This is a genomic window from Streptomyces sp. NPDC005811 (assembly GCF_040630405.1).
Lineage (GTDB): Bacteria > Actinomycetota > Actinomycetes > Streptomycetales > Streptomycetaceae > Streptomyces.
The window spans coordinates 1-16,333 of record NZ_JBEXXK010000106.1 but is presented as its reverse complement, the minus strand read 5'-3'; the positions used below and the strand labels follow the sequence as shown (position 1 = coordinate 16,333).

Sequence of the window (16,333 nt, the reverse complement as noted above, 5' to 3'; positions counted from 1 at the left end):
ACGTCGTCGGGGCCGTAGTGGTCGGCGAAGCACCAGGCGCCGATCAGGCTGCGCTGCCGCTGCGGGAGCGTACGGCGGACGGTCATGGCCCGGGGACGCCGGGCCGCTCCCGTGTGCGGGACCTCCGGGCCTCCGCCCGTCACTCCCGTCCGCGCGGGCTCAGGCCTGCACCTCCGCCTTGTCCTCCGCCTTGTCCTCCGCCTTGTCCTCTGCCTCGTCCTCCGACGTGTCCTGGGACTTGTCCTCCGACCTGTCCTTCGTCTGCCGCCGGTGGGCCAGCTCGCCGAGGATCACGTCCACCACCAGGAACCCGGCGAGCGGGATGCCGAGGAGCGGGACGAAGTAGCCGAGCACGGCGACCACCGCCATCAGCGGGACCAGGACGTACGGCGGGACCTGCGCCCAGGCTCCGCGCGGGATCGGGCGGCCGAAGGCGGAGCCGCGGCCGCGCTGCCACCACATGCGGTAGCCCCACACGATCAGCAGGATCAGGGAGAGCGCGAGCAGCATCAGCGCGATCTGGTTGACCAGCCCGAACAGGGTGCCGGTGTGCAGGTCGATGCCCCAGCGGGTCAGCTTGGCGAGCACCGGGTAGTCGGCGAACCGCACGGTGTCGGTGACCTCGCCGGTCGCCGGATCGATCGCGACGGTGTCCTGCTTCTCGGGCCAGCTGCGCTGCACCTGCTTGACGACGTACGCCGAGGAGGCGTCGGCGGGCGGCACGATCTCGACCGGGTCGCCCAGCCCCTCGGCGCGCGCGGCGGCGAGGACCTTGTCCAGGCCGACGCCGTGCTCGCCGTCGCCGCCCGAACCGGAGGCCGCCTCATGGCCGGCGTGCTCGCCGCCGCCGCTCACGGCGGCCGAGACGGACGGGGTGGCCTGCTTCAGGGAGGTGCGCAGCTCGTCGATGTTGGCGCCCGCGTAGGTGGACCAGGTCAGTCCGGTCGCGGACAGGAAGAAGAACCCGGCGGCGGCCCAGACGCCGACCGTGCCGTGCAGTCCGAGGGTGCGGCGACGGCCGCTGGTGCCCCGCACCTTGCGCAGCGCGCGGCGGCGGGAGAACCACAGCGCGATGCCGCCGGCCGCGATCACCCAGAGCCAGCTCGCGGCGAACTCGCTGTAGAGACGGCCGGTTTCGCCGAGGTGCAGGTTGCGGTGCAGCCCGGAGATCCAGGTGCGCACCGGCAGGGCGCCCGACGAGCCGTACTGCTCCAGCGCGCCGCGCACCTCGGCGGTGTACGGGTCGACGAACACGGCGAGGGTGTGCTCGGGATCGACGCCCTCCACGCCGGAGAGCATCACCCGGGTGGTGGCGTCGTCCTCCGGGGACGGCCGCACGGCCGAGACGGTGCCCTCGGGGTGGGCCTTGCGGGCGGCGGCCACCTGCTCGGATATCGGCAGCTTGGTGTCGCCGACGGGCGCGGTCATCTCGTGGGCGTAGAGGAGTTTCTCGGCCTGGAACGAGCCCGCGTACAGGAGGCCGGTGACGGCGGCGACCAGCAGGAACGGCGCGACGAGGACACCGGCGTAGAAGTGCAGACGCAGCACCAGGGGGCGCAACGGGGCCCACAAGCCTGGGGACTTGGGCAGCGGGGCCGGGGCCGGGGCTGCCTCGGGGGCCTCGTCCGTGGGGGTCGAGGGAGCGGTGGTCATCGGCGGGCTACTCCGGGATCGGGGGGACGGGTTGAGCCGGGACGGTCCAGTAGTCGGATCGCGCACGGGCCGAGTTCCCGCGAGTTCTCGTGACCTGCGTCACACAGGCGTCGCTCATGTCATGCTGGCCCGATGGCAGCTCCCCGTCCCCGTACGCCCCTTGCCGACCGCATCGAGGAACTCCTCGCCCCCGGCGGCCCGTTGCCCATCGTCGCGGCCGGCGACCCGGTCCTGCGCTCCGGCACCGAGCGCTATGACGGTCAGCTCGACCCGGCTCTGCTGGCCCGGTTCGTCGAGGCGTTGCGCGTCACGATGCACGCGGCGCCCGGGGTCGGGCTGGCCGCGCCGCAGGTCGGCGTGGGGCTGCGGATCGCGGTGATCGAGGACCCGGCGCCGGTGCCCGAGGAGGTGCGGGTGGCCCGCGGCCGGGTGCCGCTGCCGTTCCGGGTCCTGGTCAACCCGTCGTACGAGCAGGTCGGTCCGGCCCGCGCCGCGTTCTTCGAGGGCTGTCTGAGCGTGCCGGGCTACCAGGCGGTGGTGGCCCGGGCCGCCGAGGTGCGGCTGACCGGCGAGGACGAGCACGGGCGGCCGCTGGACGAGGTGTTCGCCGGGTGGCCCGCCCGGATCGTGCAGCACGAGACGGACCACCTCGACGGCACCCTGTACCTCGACCGGGCCGAGCTGCGCTCCCTGTCCGCCAACCAGGCGGTGCTGGAGCGCTGGGCCCATCCGACCCCGACCCGGGCGGCCGGGGCCCTCAACTTCGATCTTCCGTAGCTCAGTTGTCCCGGAAGGCCTCCAGCAGGCGCAGCCAGATCTCGCTGAGGGTCGGGTAGGACGGGACCGCGTGCCAGAGGCGGGCGATCGGCACCTGGCCGACCACGGCGACGGTCGCGGAGTGGATCAGTTCGCCGACGCCCGGGCCGACGAAGGTGACTCCGCGCAGGATCTCCTCCTCCAGGTCGACGACCATGCGGGCGCGGCCCTTGTAGCCCTCGCCGTACAGGCCCGCCCCGGCGACCGAGGACATGTCGACGTCGACGGCGCGCACCCGGTACCCGGCCTGTTCGGCCTCGGCGAGCGACAGGCCGACCGCTGCGGCCTCGGGGTCGGTGAAGACGACCTGGGGGACGGACTCGTGGTCGGCGGTGGCGGCGTGGGCGCTCCACGGATCGGCGCCGTCCAGGAGGGTGCCGGCGGCACGCGCGGCGATCGCGGCTCCCGCGATCCGGGCCTGGTACTTGCCCTGGTGGGTGAGGAGGGCGCGGTGGTTGGCGTCGCCGGTCGCGTACAGCCAGTCGGTGCCGGTCACGCGCAGGCTGTCGTCGACGCCGAGCCAGGAGCCGGGTTCCAGGCCGACGGTGTCGAGGCCGATGTCGTCGGTGCGCGGGGCGCGGCCGGTGGCGAAGAGGATCTCGTCGGCCTCGATCCGGTCCCCGGTGCCGGTGACCACCGTGACGACGCCGTCCGTGCGGGTGACGGACTCCACCGAGGTCCCGGTCCGTACGTCCGCGCCCGCCTCGGTGAGCGCCTCGGCGACGAGTTCGCCGGCGAAGGGCTCCATACGGTTCAGCAGGCCCTTGCCGCGGACGAGGACGGTGACCCGGGAGCCGAGGGCCTGGTAGGCGGTGGCCATCTCGGTGGCCACGACTCCGCCGCCGACCACGACGAGCCGGGCGGGCACGGTCTGGGAGCTGGTGGCCTCCCGGCTGGTCCATGGCCGTACCTCGGCGAGGCCGGGCAGCGGCGGCAGGACGGCGCGGGTGCCGGTGGAGACGACCACGGCGTGCCGGGCGGTGAGGGTCCGGTCCCCCACGGTCACCGTGCGCGGGCCGGCCAGCCGGCCGTGGCCCCGGTACAGGTCGGCGCCGATGCCGGCGATCCAGTCGGCCTGGCCGTCGTCCGTCCAGTCGCCGGTGAACCAGTTGCGGCGGGCGAAGACCGCGGACGCGTCCAGGGGACCCTGGACGGCCTGGCGCAGTCCGGGCAGCCTGCGGGCGTCGGCCCGGGCGATGACCGGGCGCAGCAGGGCCTTGCTGGGCATACAGGCCCAGTACGAGCACTCGCCGCCGATCAGCTCGCTCTCCACGACCGCGGTGGTGAGGCCGGCCGCACGGGTGCGGTCGGCCACGTTCTCCCCCACGGGCCCGGCCCCGAGCACGACGACGTCGTAGGCGATGGTTTCCGATTCCGTCATGGGGTCAGTCTGGTGGGTGGTGTGCCCGGTGGCCACACGGGTAGGGGCGCGGAATACGCGCCCGCACCGCCGTGTTGGTGCCGACCAGGAAGCCCACACCAGGAAGAAGGTTGCAGGTCATGAGCAGCACCGTGGAGCTCACCAAGGAGAACTTCGACCAGACGGTCACGGACAACGAATTCGTCCTGATCGACTTCTGGGCGGCCTGGTGCGGCCCGTGCCGTCAGTTCGCGCCGGTGTACGAGAAGGCCGCGCAGGACAACCCGGACCTGGTGTTCGGCAAGGTGGACACCGAGGCGCAGCCGGAGCTGGCCGCGGCCTTCGGCATCCAGTCGATCCCCACGCTGATGATCGTCCGTGACCGGGTGGCCGTGTTCGCCCAGCCCGGCGCGCTGCCCGAGGCCGCTCTCGCGGACGTGATCGGGCAGGCGCGCAAGCTGGACATGGACGAGGTCCGCAAGTCGGTGGCGGAGCAGCAGGCGGCGCAGGCCGACCAGTAGGCCTCGCCGGGGGCCGGTCTCAGAACGGGTAGGGCGCCACGTCGCCGCGCACCGTCGTCCAGCGCAGGTCGGTGAAGGCCTCGATGTTGGCCTCGCCGCCGAAGCGGGCGCCGGTGCCGGAGGCGGCGACGCCTCCGAAGGGGGCCACGGCCTCGTCGTTCACCGTCTGGTCGTTGATGTGGACGATGCCGGTGGGGATGCGTTCGGCGAGGTCCAGGCCTCGGGCGGCGTCCCGGGTGACGATGCCGAGGGAGAGGCCGTAGGCGCTGTGGGCGGCGAGCGCGGCGGCCTCGTCGGGGGTGGTGAAGGAGCGGACGGGGGCGACCGGGCCGAAGACCTCCTCCGCGTAGGCGGGGGTGGACTCGTCGACGCCGGCGAGGACGGTCGGCCGGTAGAAGAGGTCCTCGTGGGTGCCGCCCGCGGCGAGTTTCGCGCCGGCGGCCGTGCTGGCCTCCACCAGGCCGTGCACCTTCGTGAGCTGGCCCCGGTCGATGAGCGGGCCGAGGTGGACCTGGGCGCGGTGCGGGTCGCCGACGGCGAGGGACTCGGCCTTGGCGGCGAGCCGTTCGACGTACTCCTCGTAGAGCGAGGCGTGCACCAGGTGGCGGCCGGTGGTCATGCAGATCTGGCCCTGGTGGAAGAAGGAGCCCCAGGCGGCGGTGGAGATCACCGCGTCGAGGTCGGCGTCCTCCAGCACGATCAGGGCGGAGTTCCCGCCGAGTTCCAGATGCGCCCGCTTGAGGTGGCGTCCGGCGGCCTCGCCGACCGCGCGGCCCGCGGCGGTGGAGCCGGTGAAGGAGATGACCGGCACGCCCGGGTCGGCGACCAGGGCGGCGCCCGTCTCGGCGCCGCCGGGCAGCACCTGGAGGAGGCCCGCGGGAAGGCCCGCCTCGGCGAAGACGGCGGCCAGCGAGAGGCCGCCGCAGACGGCCGTGCGCGGGTCCGGCTTGAGGACGACGCCGTTGCCGAGCGCGAGGGCGGGCGCGACGGAGCGGATCGAGAGGATCAGCGGGGCGTTGAACGGGGAGATCACGCCGACGACGCCGACCGGGATCCGCCGGGTGTACGACAGCCGGGGCGCCTCGCTGGGCAGGACCTGGCCGGCGGGACGGGAGGCGAGGGCGGCGGCCTCGTAGCACTCCTGGGCGGCGACGTGCAGTTCGAAGTCGGCCTTGCCCGGGATGGAGCCGGACTCGCGGACGAGCCAGCCGCGCAGCTCCTCGGCGTGCGCGGCGAACAGGTCGCCGGCCTTGCGCAGCACCCCGGCCCGGACGAAGTGCGGCAGCCGGGCCCATTCGCCCTGGGCGGCGCGGGCCGTCTCGGCGGCCGGGGCCACATCGGCGGCGGAGGCCAGCACGACGGTGCCGAGGGCCGCACCGGTGGCGGGCTCGGTGACGGTGTGCCGCGGGCCGGTCAGGGCCCGGGACTGCGAGGTCTGCCAGGTCTGGGGGTCGAGCAGCGGCATGGATGGCTCTCCGATCGGTGACCCGCGGGACGCACTGCTCAGGGGGCGCACACGTCCCATCTGGTTGAGCATTTAACAGCTTGTTCCGCTCGGGCGCACCCTCCATGGATCAACTGGATCAACTGGACTCGCGATGCACCACCGTCGCGCCGGACAGGGGGTACGTCTCGGGCTCCGCGCCGGGGTTGCGCACCGCCCGGTCGACCAGCGCCGCGAGTTCACGGCCGGAGGGCAGCGCGATGCGCACCGTGCTCAGCGTAGGCCGCAGCAGCCGGCCCAGCATCAGGTCGTCGGCGCCGATGACGGCCGTGTCCTCGGGGATCCGCACCCCCGCCTCCGTCAGGGCGCGCATCAGCAGCATCGCGTACTCGTCGTTGTAGGCGAACACGGCGTCCAGGCCCAGGTCGGCCCAGCGGCCGGCGAGGGCGGCGGCGGACTTCTGGGTGTAGGCGAGGGACAGTTCGACGACGGTGGCGTCGGTGCCGCGCAGCGCCTCGCGGGCGCCGGTCAGCCGGGGCCCGGAGAAGATCTCCATGCCGGGCTCCTCGGGCACGACGACACCGATCCGGCGTCTGCCCCGCGCGTGCAGATGTCCGGCGGCGCTGTGGCCCACGCGGGCGTGGTCCAGGAGCAGCGCGTGGGCGCCCTCGACGGGCACGGGACTCAGGGTGACCACGGCCCGAGCGCCGGACCGTTTCAGGACGGCGACGCCCTCCGGACCGATGCCGGGGGTGGGCACGAGCACGGCGACCGGCCGCAGTTCGGCCCAGGCCCGGGCGGCGTCGTCACCGTGCAGTCCGGAGGTGCCGTACTGGACGACGGTGTAGTCGAGGCGGCTCAGGGCGCCCTGGAAGTCGTGCACGAACTGGCTGTAGAGGGGGCCGGCCGGGACGGGCAGGGTGGGCATCAGGACGACCCGGCTGTGTCCGGCGCGCAGGCTGCGGGCGGCCGCGTGCGGCACGTACCCCAGTTCCCTCGCGGCCTCGTGGACCCGGCGGCGGGTGGGCTCGCTGATGCGTACGGCGCTGGTGTTGTTCAGCACGTAGGAGACGGTCGCGCGCGAGACTCCGGCCAGGCGGGCCACGTCGGCGCTCGTGGGCACGGGGCGCGGCGCCGGCGGCTTCGTCGGCGCGGGCGTGTTGGGTATTTGCACCATGACGTACGGCATCTTGGCAGAACCTGTGAGCGCCCTTCCGGGCGGGGGACGCCCCGATTCAATGAAGCGTCAACCAGCACCTGCGCTCATCAGTGCGAATTCCCGGCCAGGGATTCCGGTACGGCGCCATGCGATGCGGCGTGTCGCGTCACGGAGATGTCGTGTCATGGAGATGTCGCGTCACGGAGAAGCCGTTCCCGCGCGGCGGGCGCTCAGCCGCCTGCCGTGATCCGGTCCACCAGGTCGCTCCACCCGTTCTCCAGCCGGGCCATCGGCACCCCGCACTGCCGGGTCAGATGGTGGACCAGGACCGGGTTGAGGTAGCCCATCAGGGTGTGGGCCAGGAGTTCGTGGTCGGCGTGGGGCAGCGTCTGGCGCAGCAGCAGGACCACATGGCTGTGCTGGACGCGGTGGGCGGGGACCGAGTAGCGGCGCTCGGCGGCGGCCTCGGCCGCCAGCTGCAGGTCCAGCTCGTCGGCGAGGCGCCGCAGCAGGGCGATCCCGAAGGCCCGCAGCCGCTCCACGGGCGGCGCGCCCGGTCCGAGCGGCGGGGGCCCGCCGAGGAACGCGGCCTGCATCTTCTGCTCCGCGTGGTCGAGCAGCGCCATCAGCAGGCCGGTGCGGTCGCCGAAGCGCCGGAAGACCGTGCCCTTGCCCACGTTGGCGGCCGCGGCCACCGCCTCCATGGTCACCCCGGCGGCGCCGTGCTCGGCGATCAGCCGGGCGGCGGCGTCCAGCAGCCGCGCACGGTTGCGGGCCGCGTCCGCGCGCAGACACGGCTCGTCGCCGGCGGTCCCCAGCTGGATCAGCTGCTGGGGCTCGCCGATCTTCTCCTCGGGCTCCGGGCAAGGCGGCAGAAGGCTGGACATGAACTCAGCGTAAAGCACCGGGAATGAAACTGGACCCCGGTCCGGTTATGCTGCTACACATTAAGCGGACCTCGGTCCGGATCGTAAACACCGTGTTTCAGCCCCTTGGGAGTTCCCATGTCTGTCCGCATCCTCGCGCTCGTCGGCAGCCTCCGCGCCGGTTCGACCAACCGCCAGCTCGCCGAGGCGGCCGTCAAGGTCGCTCCCGAGGGCGCCCAGGTCGAGCTCTTCGAGGGCCTGGCCGAGATCCCCTTCTACAACGAGGACCTCGACATCGAGGGCAGCGTCCCGGCCGCCGCCGCGAAGCTGCGTGAGACCGCCGGTTCCGCCGACGCGTTCCTGCTCTTCTCCCCCGAGTACAACGGCACGATCCCGGCCGTCCTGAAGAACGCCATCGACTGGCTGTCCCGCCCGTACGGCGCCGGCGCCTTCGGCGGCAAGCCCGTCGCCGTGGTCGGCACCGCGTTCGGCCAGTTCGGCGGCGTCTGGGCGCAGGACGAGGCCCGCAAGGCCGTGGGCATCGCCGGCGGCAAGGTCCTCGAGGACGTCAAGCTGTCCATCCCGGGCTCGCTGACCCGCTTCGCCGAGACCCACCCGTCCGACGACGCCGAGGTCGCCGCCCAGCTGACCGAGGTCGTGGCGCGGCTGCACGGCACCGCGGGCGAGCTCGCCGCCTGATCACGGGGACTCTTCCCGGCGTGGGACACGCCACGAGGGGCCGCGGCACGGTTGCCGCGGCCCCTCGCCGTATCCCCGTTATCCCCGTATCCCCGTATCCCCTGTGTTTCCGGTACGTCGTCACCGCGTCGAAAGTCGTTCAACCCGCAGACCGCCGACCGTACGGTCTGATAAGGCTGGGGGATGCAGACCCTTTTTCGACGACTGCTCCGGCTGATGCCCCGCGTGGGCGTCCAGGTGACCGATCTCGGCCCGGGTGCGGCGGTGGTGTCCCGGCGGGGCGGCCCGTACGAGGTGACCGACGTGGACGCGGCCACGAAGGTCGTCTCCCGGCGCGGCGGCCCGTACCGGGTGACCGGCGTGGACAAGGACACCTGGGTCCTGCGGCGCACCCGCGGCGGCGCGCGCACGGGGGTCGCCGAGAAGGGCGTGGTACCGCTCGGCGACACCGGGGCCGTGCTCCTGATCGAGGACCCGGAGCACCAGGACGAGCGCAGGATCCAGCTTTCCGCTGCCGAATACCTGTGCGTCCAGCATGTGACCGCCATGCTCGAGCTGTACAGCGTCAACTGTGTCTTCGACGTCGGCGCCAACACCGGCCAGTACGCCAAGCGGCTGCGCAAGGCCGGGTACACGGGCCGGATCGTGTCCTTCGAACCGACCTCGGAGACGTTCGCCCGGCTGGCGAAGGCCGCCGAGGACGACCCCGACTGGCAGGTCCACCAGTGCGGACTGGGCCGCGAGGAGACCACCGCGGAGATCCACAAGAGCTGGCTGACCATGAACTCCCTGCTGCCGCCCAGCGAGTACGGCAAGGGCCGCTACAGCCGGTTCAAGAAGTCCGACACCGAGGAGATCCGCATCCGCCGCCTCGACGAGGTGATGGACGAGGCCCTGGCGGGGCTCGCCGCCCCTGTCCCGTATCTGAAGATGGACACCCAGGGCTACGACCTGGAGGTGTTCGCCGGGGCGGGCAAGCGGGTCGCGGACTTCGTGGGCATGCAGTCCGAGGTCGCCTGTCTGCGGCTGTACGAGGGCAGCCCCACGATGGGCGAGGCCGTCGCCGCGTACGAGGCGGAAGGCTTCGGCATCACCGGCATGTACCCGGTGACCCGCGAGGCGACCACCGGCCGCGTGATCGAGTTCGACTGCGTGATGATGCGCGCGACATCGGCCCCGGCCCAGGCCTCCTAGGGCGTGCCCGCAAGGTCCCGTCGTCCGCCCGGAGGGCGGGCCCTGCGGCGTCGCGGGGGCCCCGCCCGCGCGAGCGCAGCCGAGCGTGGGGGTACCCCCTCTGGGGGAGGGACTTCGCGGACACGACCCAGGGCGTGTGGCGGATGCGGCCCCGGGTGCGGGTGAGCGCTCCGCGTCGGCGGAATGCTCCGCCGGACGGGCTCGGACGGGCTCAGGCTTCCGAGGCCGCCGCGGCCGACCCCGGCTCGCCCTCCGCCGCCGCTTCCCGGCGCTCCTGCCGTGCGGCCGCCCGCAGGCTGGTGAGTGTCGTGACGGTCAGGACGAGCACGATGAAGCCGAGGGAGAACGGGATGCCGATCTCGGGGACATGGACACCGGACTCGTGCAGCGCGTGCAGCACCAGCTTGACGCCGATGAAGCCCAGGATGATCGACAGGCCGTAACTGAGGTGGACCAGCTTCTTCAGCAGGCCGCCGATGAGGAAGTACAGCTGCCTGAGGCCCATCAGCGCGAAGGCGTTGGCGGTGAACACGATGTACGGGTCGTCGGTCAGCCCGTAGATGGCCGGGATGGAGTCGAGGGCGAACAGCACGTCGGTCGAGCCGATCGCGAGCATCACGACGAGCATCGGGGTCATGACCCGCTTGCCGTTCTGCTCGATCCACAGCTTGGTGCCGTGGTAGCGGTCCGCCACGCCGAACCGATTCTCCACGGCCTTGAGCAGCTTGTTCTCCTCGTACTCCTCCTCGTGCCCGCCCTTCCTGGCGTCCTGGACCAGCTTCCACGCCGTCCAGATCAGGAAGGCGCCGAAGAGGTAGAACACCCAGGAGAACGCGGAGATGATCGCCGCGCCGGCGGCGATGAACAGCGCGCGCAGCACCAGCGCCATCAGGACGCCCACCATGAGCACCCGCTGCTGATAGGGCGAGGGCACCGCGAACTTGCCCATGATCAGGACGAAGACGAAGAGGTTGTCGACGCTCAGCGACTTCTCCGTGATGTACCCGGCGAAGAACTCGCCGGTCGGCCCTCCCCCGCCGAACAGGAACACCCCGAGGCCGAACAGACAGGCCAGGACGACCCAGACGACCGTCCAGGTCCCGGCCTCCTTCACCGAGACGTCATGGGGTTTCCGTCCGACGAGGAAGTCCACGCCGACGAGAGCGCACAGGGCCGCTATGGTCAGCAGCCAGACGGTGAGGGAGACGTTCACGGTGGTACTCCTGGTGCCTGTGGGGTCTCGACATCGTTGTCCGACTCAGGGGGCCCTTCCACCGCACACAGGTGAACAACAGGTCATGACCTCGTAAGGCGCCGGGGCCCTGAAACGGCCGGGAGGCGCGTCACCCGCCGGATGGCGGGGAGGTTCCGCCGGACGGCGGTGCTCCGAACGGCGGCGGACGGCTGAATCATGTCCGCACGAGCCGCCGCGTTCTCGCACGAGGAGAAGCCATGACATCCGTTCCGCCGCCGTTCGACCCCGAGCTCGCCGCCGCGCTGGAGCTGATCAAGGAGGTGATCCAGCCCGGGATGTCCCCCGAGGACATCGAGGCCATCCGCCAGGGGCCGGGCATCTCGATGCTGGCCGAGCTGGATCTGACGGCGGGCGGCGCCTTCGAGGTCGAGGACCGGACGGTGCCGGGGCCCGAGGGCGCCCCCGGGATCTCGCTGCTGATCTGCCGGCCCACCGCACCGGCCCCCGCCCGGCCGCGCCCGGTCGTCTACCACGTGCACGGCGGCGGCATGGTCCTCGGCACCAACCGGGTCGGCGTCGACGTGGCGCTGGACTGGGCCCGGGAACTGGACCTGGTCGTGGTGTCCGTGGAGTACCGGCTGGCGCCCGAGAACCCGCATCCGGCGCCGGTCGAGGACGTGTACGCCGGGCTGCTGTGGACGGTGGAGCACGCGAAGGAGCTGGGCGGGGACCCGGAGCGGATCGTGATCGCGGGGGCCAGCGCGGGCGGCGGGCTCACGGCGGCGCTCGCCCTGCTGCTGCGCGACCGGGGCGGCCCGCGGCCGCTGGGTCAGCTGCTGATGTGCCCGATGCTGGACGACCGCAACGACACCCCCTCCTCCCACCAGATGGCGGGCCTCGGCGTATGGGACCGCACGGCCAACGAAACGGGCTGGGGCGCCCTGCTCGGCGGGCTGCGCGGCGGCCCCGACGTCTCCCCGTACGCGGCGCCGGCCCGCGCCGAGGACCTGTCCGGGCTGCCCCCGGCCTTCCTCGACGTCGGCTCCGCGGAGACCTTCCGGGACGAGGTCGTCACCTACGCCTCCCGCATCTGGCAGGCGGGCGGTGTGGCCGAGCTGCACGTCTGGCCGGGCGGCTTCCACGGCTTCGACGGCTTCGCCCCCCAGGCGGCACTGTCCCGCTCGGCCAGGGCGGCCCACGTGGACTGGCTGCGGCGGCTGCTCGCGGAGTAGGGGGCTCCGGTCCGGGGCCGACGGGACGTGCGCCTGGACCGCGTGGGCCTGCTCCGGCTGGAGTGAGCCACGCCAGTCCTGCGGGCCTGCACGAGGACAGAGGAGCCCCGCTGCAAGACCGGGGAGCCCCGCTCCAGGCCACGCGGGCACGCCTCGGGCCGAGTGGCCGACACCGGCCTGCCCCGGAACGGCGGTTCCGGGGCAGGCCCTCACAGGACCGCACCGACTCCCTCCGGACCCAGCAGGCCGACACCGGCGCACCGGCCCGCTCCGGACCAAAACGGGCCGACACCGACCCGCGCCGACTCCCTCCGGACCGAGTAGGCCGACACCGACCCGCACCGACCCGCTCCGGACCGAGTAGGCCGACACCGACCCGCACCGACCCGCTGCGGACCCAGTCAGCCGACACCGACCCGCACCGACCCGCTGCGGACCCAGTCAGCCGACACCGACCCGCTCCAGACCCAGTGCGCCGACACCGGACCACACCAGCCCGCTCCGGCACGGCGTGAGCCGGCTGCACGGCCGATCAGGCCCGCTCCGGCACCGCACCGCGCTGCGAGCCCGTTCCGGCACCGCATCGGCCTGCGGGGGCATGAGGCCGGTGCGCCGAGTCGCGTGGGCTCTGCGGGGCCTGGCCTCGGTCCTGGTGTGTCCGGAGGGCGGCGGGCCCGTGCCCACGGCCCACGGCTCTCCTCACCGGTGGGTGCGTGGCGCATGATGGCCGTATGAAAGAGCTGGCCGGGCGGCTGACCGCGGTGGATCCGGATGCGGGGGCCGCCGTGCGGGTGATCGCCTACTTCGACCGGCTGGCCGAGGCACGGGCCGGGGTGGAGGCGCTGGTGCGCGGGGCCGCCGTACTGGCCGGGGTGCCCGCGCGGCTGGTCGACGCCGACCGGCGGGTACGGGTGCGGGTCGAGGCGGACGGCACCCGACGCGACTCGGAGCTGCCGCCCGACCCGCAGTGGCCGTCCGCCTCGCTGACGCCCGAGGGCCCGCCCGCCCTGTGGCTGGAGCGCGCGGGAGCGGCGCCCAGCGTGGTCGACGCGGTGATCCTGGAGCGGGCCGCCGGAGCGGCGCGGCTGGTCCTCGACCGCACCCGGGGACGCGCCCCGCTCGACGATCCCGCCCTGGTCGAGACGGTGCTGGACGCCACGGCCGGCGAACCGGCCCGGCTGCACGCGGCCCGGCGGCTCGGTCTCGACCCGCACGCCGCCGCCCGCGCCGTCGCCGTACCGTCCGGACGGCCCCGGGTGATCCCCGCCGAGGGCCCGGTCACGGAGGCCGCGGGCCCGCGGACCGGCGTCGGCCTCGCCGTCCCCGTCCTGGAGCTGCCGCGCTCCTGGGCCGCCGCCCGCACCGCGCTGAGGTTCACCGCCGAGGGAACCGCGCAGGACCCCGGCCCCCGGGTGGTGTACGCCGACGAGCTGGGCGGGATCGCCCTGCTGGCCGAGGTCGTCCTGCCGGGCGCCGAACCGCCGCCGGACGTCCAGGCGCTGGAGGCGGCCGCCGCGGACGCGCCCTGGCTGCTCACCACGCTGTACGCCGTCGTCGCGACGGCGAGTCTGCGGGCGGCCGCCGCCGAGGCCAACGTGCACCACTCCACGCTCCAGGACCGGCTGACCCACGCCGAGCATCTGCTGGGCTGGCCGGTGCGCACCCCGCAGGGCCGGCTCCGGCTGCACCTCGCGCTGACGACACGGCGTCTGACCCGGTCGTAACGCCGACTCACGCCTCATCTCCTGTCGTTCAACCGATCGGTTGAACGGGGGTTCCACCGGACGCCCGGCATCGGGGCCGTCCGGACGACGCGCGGCACCGCCCGCGCGGCGCAGAATCGGGATCGACCGCGGCGCCCGGTCCCCACCCCCCTCAGAGATCAGAGAGGTCTGAGCATCATGCCCAGCTCCCCCAGCAGAAGGCGTCTCCTCGCGACCGGCGCGGGTGCCGCCCTCGGCCTCGGCGCCCTCGGCACCTCCCCCGCCTCCGCCACCCCCGCCGTCCCCGCCGCCCCCACCGCCGCGCGGGCCGGCTCCGGGTCCGAGGAGACCCGGTCGCTCGACGAGCTGTACCGCGCCGCCCTCGCGGAAGGCGGCAAGCTCGTCGTGTACGCGGGCGGGGACACCCCGACCCAGCAGGACGGCACCAAGGCCGCCTTCCTCAAGCGCTTCCCGGACATCGACCTGACTCTGATCGTGGACTACAGCAAGTACCACGACGTCCGGATCGACAACCAGCTCGCCACCGGCACCCTCGTGCCCGACGTCGTCCAGTTGCAGACGCTCCAGGACTTCGTGCGCTGGAAGTCCCAGGGCCGGCTGCTGCACTACCGGCCCGCCGGTTTCTCGAAGGTCCACGAGAAGTTCAAGGACCCGCAGGGCGCCTGGGTCGCGATCGCCGCGATCGGCTTCAGCTTCATGTACGGCCCGGACGCGGCCGGCGCCGACGCGCCCCGCACCCCGCTGGACCTGCTCGACGCCCGCTGGAAGGGGCGGATCGCGTCCTCCTTCCCGCACGACGACGACGCGGTCCTCTACCTCTACTCGCTGTACGTCAAGCACTACGGCTGGGACTTCGTGGCCCGGCTGGCCGCGCAGGACGTCCGGTTCGCGCGCGGCAGCAACTCCCCCGGTGACGCCGTGCGCGCCGGTCAGTACGCGATCGGCGTCGGCGGCTCCGGCGCGCCGCTGTCCACCGGGCCGGTGAAGTGGGTGATGCCCGAGAGCGCGCCGTTCATGGCCTGGGGTCAGCGGGCGGCGATCCTGAAGGCGGCCGCCCACACCACGGCGGCGAAGCTGTACCTCAACTGGCAGCTGTCGACGGCCACTCAGGCGAGCGCGTTCAACGGCTGGTCGGTGCGTACCGACATCACGCCCCCGGCCGGGCTGAAGCCGGTCTGGGAGTACCCCAACGCCCACCTCGACGGCTTCCCCCGCTTCATGTCCGACCGCGCCGAGGTGGAGCGGCTGAAGCAGACCTTCGCCCTGTACTTCGGCGAGGTCGAGGGCGATCCGACGCCGGGCTTCCTCGGGCTGCGTCCGGGCGCCTGACAGCGGTCGCCGAGCGTCCTCACATCGCCCCTACAGCCGCCGGATAGACTCGGCTCCCCTGTTCGAACGGATCATCGTCCAAGGGGATTTCGTGTCCGACCGCGCTCCCGTCCGTACCGCCGTGAGAGCCGTCCTCGGGAGCCGGCCGCGTCTGTCCCACCTCACCCATCTGACGTTCTTCCTGGTCGTCGGGGCGGGTCTGGTGAGATTCGCGCGGCTGGGGATCGGGCCGTGCTGGGACGTGATGACGGTCAGCACCCTGCTGGCCGTCGGCTACGCGGGCGGGCTCGCCGCCGAGGACCGGCTCGGGCGCTCCGGGCACTGGGGCCGCCACGGCCGGCCCGCCTGGATCGCGGCGCTGCTCGGGCTGTGGGCCCTGCTGCTGCATCTCGCGCCCTCGCTGGTCGCCACCTACACCTGGTGCGCCGTCCCGCTGGCCTGCGCGGCGCTGCGGGTGCTCGGCCGGCGGGCGGCCGGGGTGGCGGTGGGCGCGCTGACCGTCGTACTCGTGGCGCAACTCGCGTACGGTACGGGGCCGTTCGATCCGGAAGTGGTGTTGATCCCGGTGGCGGCCGTGTGGGGCACGCTCGCGCTCTACCGTTCCCAGCAGCGGGACGCCGCCGAACGGCTGCGGCTGGTGGAGGAGTTGCGGGGCACCCGGGACGTCCTGGCCCGGCAGCAGCGGCAGGCGGGGGTGCTGGCCGAGCGGGCGAGGATCGCCCGGGACCTGCACGACACCCTGGCCCAGGAACTCTCCGGCGGGGTCATGCTGCTCCAGGCCGCCGAGCGGGACTGGGACGGGCGCGCGGACGTGGCCCGTACCCGGGTGCGGGCCGTCGCGGACGGGCTGCACACCACGCTCGCCGAGACCCGGCGGATCATCCGCGACCTCACGCCGTCCGCCGTGGACGAGGCCGGACTGGAGGGCGCGCTGCGGCTGTTGTGCGCACGGGCCGAGGCGGAGGGCGCGGCGGCGAGGGTCCGGTTCCGCACGACGGGCACCCGCGGGACAGCCCTCGACGCACCCGGCGCGGGCCCGGTGGAACCACAGCCCGCGGGCCCGGTCGGAGCACGGCCCGCGGGCCCGGTCGGACCACAGCCCGCGGGCCCGGTCGGACCACAGCCCGCGGGCCCAGTGGAA

At 73.5% G+C, this 16,333-nt stretch carries 14 protein-coding genes and 1 pseudogene; 8 read left to right on the top strand and 7 right to left on the bottom strand.

The genetic code is table 11. The annotated features are described in order from the left end of the window. Positions 1 to 95: pseudogene (locus ABZ490_RS51115) on the bottom strand (pirin family protein); the annotation flags it as partial. 64 nt (positions 96 to 159) lie between these two features. Further along, positions 160 to 1,653: a PepSY domain-containing protein gene (locus ABZ490_RS51110; protein WP_359007564.1), complete on the bottom strand. Its 1,494-nt coding sequence runs from the start codon at positions 1,651 to 1,653 to the stop codon at positions 160 to 162. 132 nt (positions 1,654 to 1,785) lie between these two features. Between ABZ490_RS51110 and ABZ490_RS51105 the strand changes: the two genes are divergently transcribed. Continuing rightward, positions 1,786 to 2,430, top strand: a complete 645-nt coding sequence (locus ABZ490_RS51105) for a peptide deformylase (RefSeq protein ID WP_359007561.1) — start codon at positions 1,786 to 1,788, stop codon at positions 2,428 to 2,430. Position 2,431: 1 nt separating this feature from the next. Here ABZ490_RS51105 and ABZ490_RS51100 read toward each other — a convergent pair whose 3' ends face one another. Further along, positions 2,432 to 3,850: an NAD(P)/FAD-dependent oxidoreductase gene (locus tag ABZ490_RS51100; protein ID WP_359007558.1), complete on the bottom strand. Its 1,419-nt coding sequence runs from the start codon at positions 3,848 to 3,850 to the stop codon at positions 2,432 to 2,434. 119 nt (positions 3,851 to 3,969) lie between these two features. On the opposite strand from ABZ490_RS51100, the gene trxA reads away from it, so the two are divergent. Next, positions 3,970 to 4,350 carry a thioredoxin gene (trxA, locus tag ABZ490_RS51095; RefSeq protein ID WP_359007555.1) on the top strand — a complete coding sequence of 127 codons (381 nt, stop codon included), beginning with the start codon at positions 3,970 to 3,972 and terminating at the stop codon, positions 4,348 to 4,350. A 19-nt stretch (positions 4,351 to 4,369) separates the two neighbouring features. On the opposite strand, the gene ABZ490_RS51090 is transcribed toward trxA, so the two are convergent. The 3 genes from ABZ490_RS51090 to ABZ490_RS51080 all read right to left on the bottom strand — a co-directional run bounded on the left by ABZ490_RS51090 (position 4,370) and on the right by ABZ490_RS51080 (position 7,840). Next, the gene (locus ABZ490_RS51090; protein ID WP_359007552.1) at positions 4,370 to 5,815 is read right to left on the bottom strand and encodes a benzaldehyde dehydrogenase; all 1,446 of its coding nucleotides are present in this window, start codon (positions 5,813 to 5,815) and stop codon (positions 4,370 to 4,372) included. A 118-nt stretch (positions 5,816 to 5,933) separates the two neighbouring features. Continuing rightward, entirely contained in the window at positions 5,934 to 6,983 is a 1,050-nt protein-coding gene (locus tag ABZ490_RS51085; protein ID WP_359007549.1) for a LacI family DNA-binding transcriptional regulator, read from the bottom strand. 200 nt (positions 6,984 to 7,183) lie between these two features. Beyond that, positions 7,184 to 7,840 (bottom strand): helix-turn-helix domain-containing protein, encoded by a 657-nt coding sequence (locus tag ABZ490_RS51080; protein WP_359007545.1) that lies wholly within the window; start codon positions 7,838 to 7,840, stop codon positions 7,184 to 7,186. Positions 7,841 to 7,957: 117 nt separating this feature from the next. Between ABZ490_RS51080 and ABZ490_RS51075 the strand changes: the two genes are divergently transcribed. Next, on the top strand, positions 7,958 to 8,518 hold the full coding sequence (locus ABZ490_RS51075; RefSeq protein WP_359007542.1) for an NAD(P)H-dependent oxidoreductase: 561 nt from the start codon (positions 7,958 to 7,960) through the stop codon (positions 8,516 to 8,518). Between the two features lie 183 nt (positions 8,519 to 8,701). Further along, positions 8,702 to 9,712, top strand: coding sequence for an FkbM family methyltransferase (locus ABZ490_RS51070; protein ID WP_359007539.1), 1,011 nt, complete (start codon positions 8,702 to 8,704; stop codon positions 9,710 to 9,712). A gap of 211 nt (positions 9,713 to 9,923) precedes the next feature. Here the strand turns inward: ABZ490_RS51070 and ABZ490_RS51065 are convergent, their stop codons facing one another. Continuing rightward, positions 9,924 to 10,925 carry a TerC/Alx family metal homeostasis membrane protein gene (locus tag ABZ490_RS51065; protein WP_359007536.1) on the bottom strand — a complete coding sequence of 334 codons (1,002 nt, stop codon included), beginning with the start codon at positions 10,923 to 10,925 and terminating at the stop codon, positions 9,924 to 9,926. A 239-nt stretch (positions 10,926 to 11,164) separates the two neighbouring features. Here ABZ490_RS51065 and ABZ490_RS51060 point away from each other — a divergent pair, with 239 nt between their 5' ends. From ABZ490_RS51060 to ABZ490_RS51045, 4 genes are all read left to right on the top strand, one after another. Next, positions 11,165 to 12,139, top strand: coding sequence for an alpha/beta hydrolase (locus tag ABZ490_RS51060; protein WP_359007533.1), 975 nt, complete (start codon positions 11,165 to 11,167; stop codon positions 12,137 to 12,139). 731 nt (positions 12,140 to 12,870) lie between these two features. Further along, complete coding sequence (locus ABZ490_RS51055) at positions 12,871 to 13,863, top strand: helix-turn-helix domain-containing protein (protein ID WP_359007531.1); 993 nt, start codon at positions 12,871 to 12,873, stop codon at positions 13,861 to 13,863. A gap of 177 nt (positions 13,864 to 14,040) precedes the next feature. After that, the gene (locus tag ABZ490_RS51050; protein WP_359007528.1) at positions 14,041 to 15,192 is read left to right on the top strand and encodes an extracellular solute-binding protein; all 1,152 of its coding nucleotides are present in this window, start codon (positions 14,041 to 14,043) and stop codon (positions 15,190 to 15,192) included. Positions 15,193 to 15,283: 91 nt separating this feature from the next. Continuing rightward, positions 15,284 to 16,333 (top strand): histidine kinase (locus ABZ490_RS51045; RefSeq protein WP_359007525.1); only part of this gene is annotated, 1,050 nt, incomplete at its 3' end.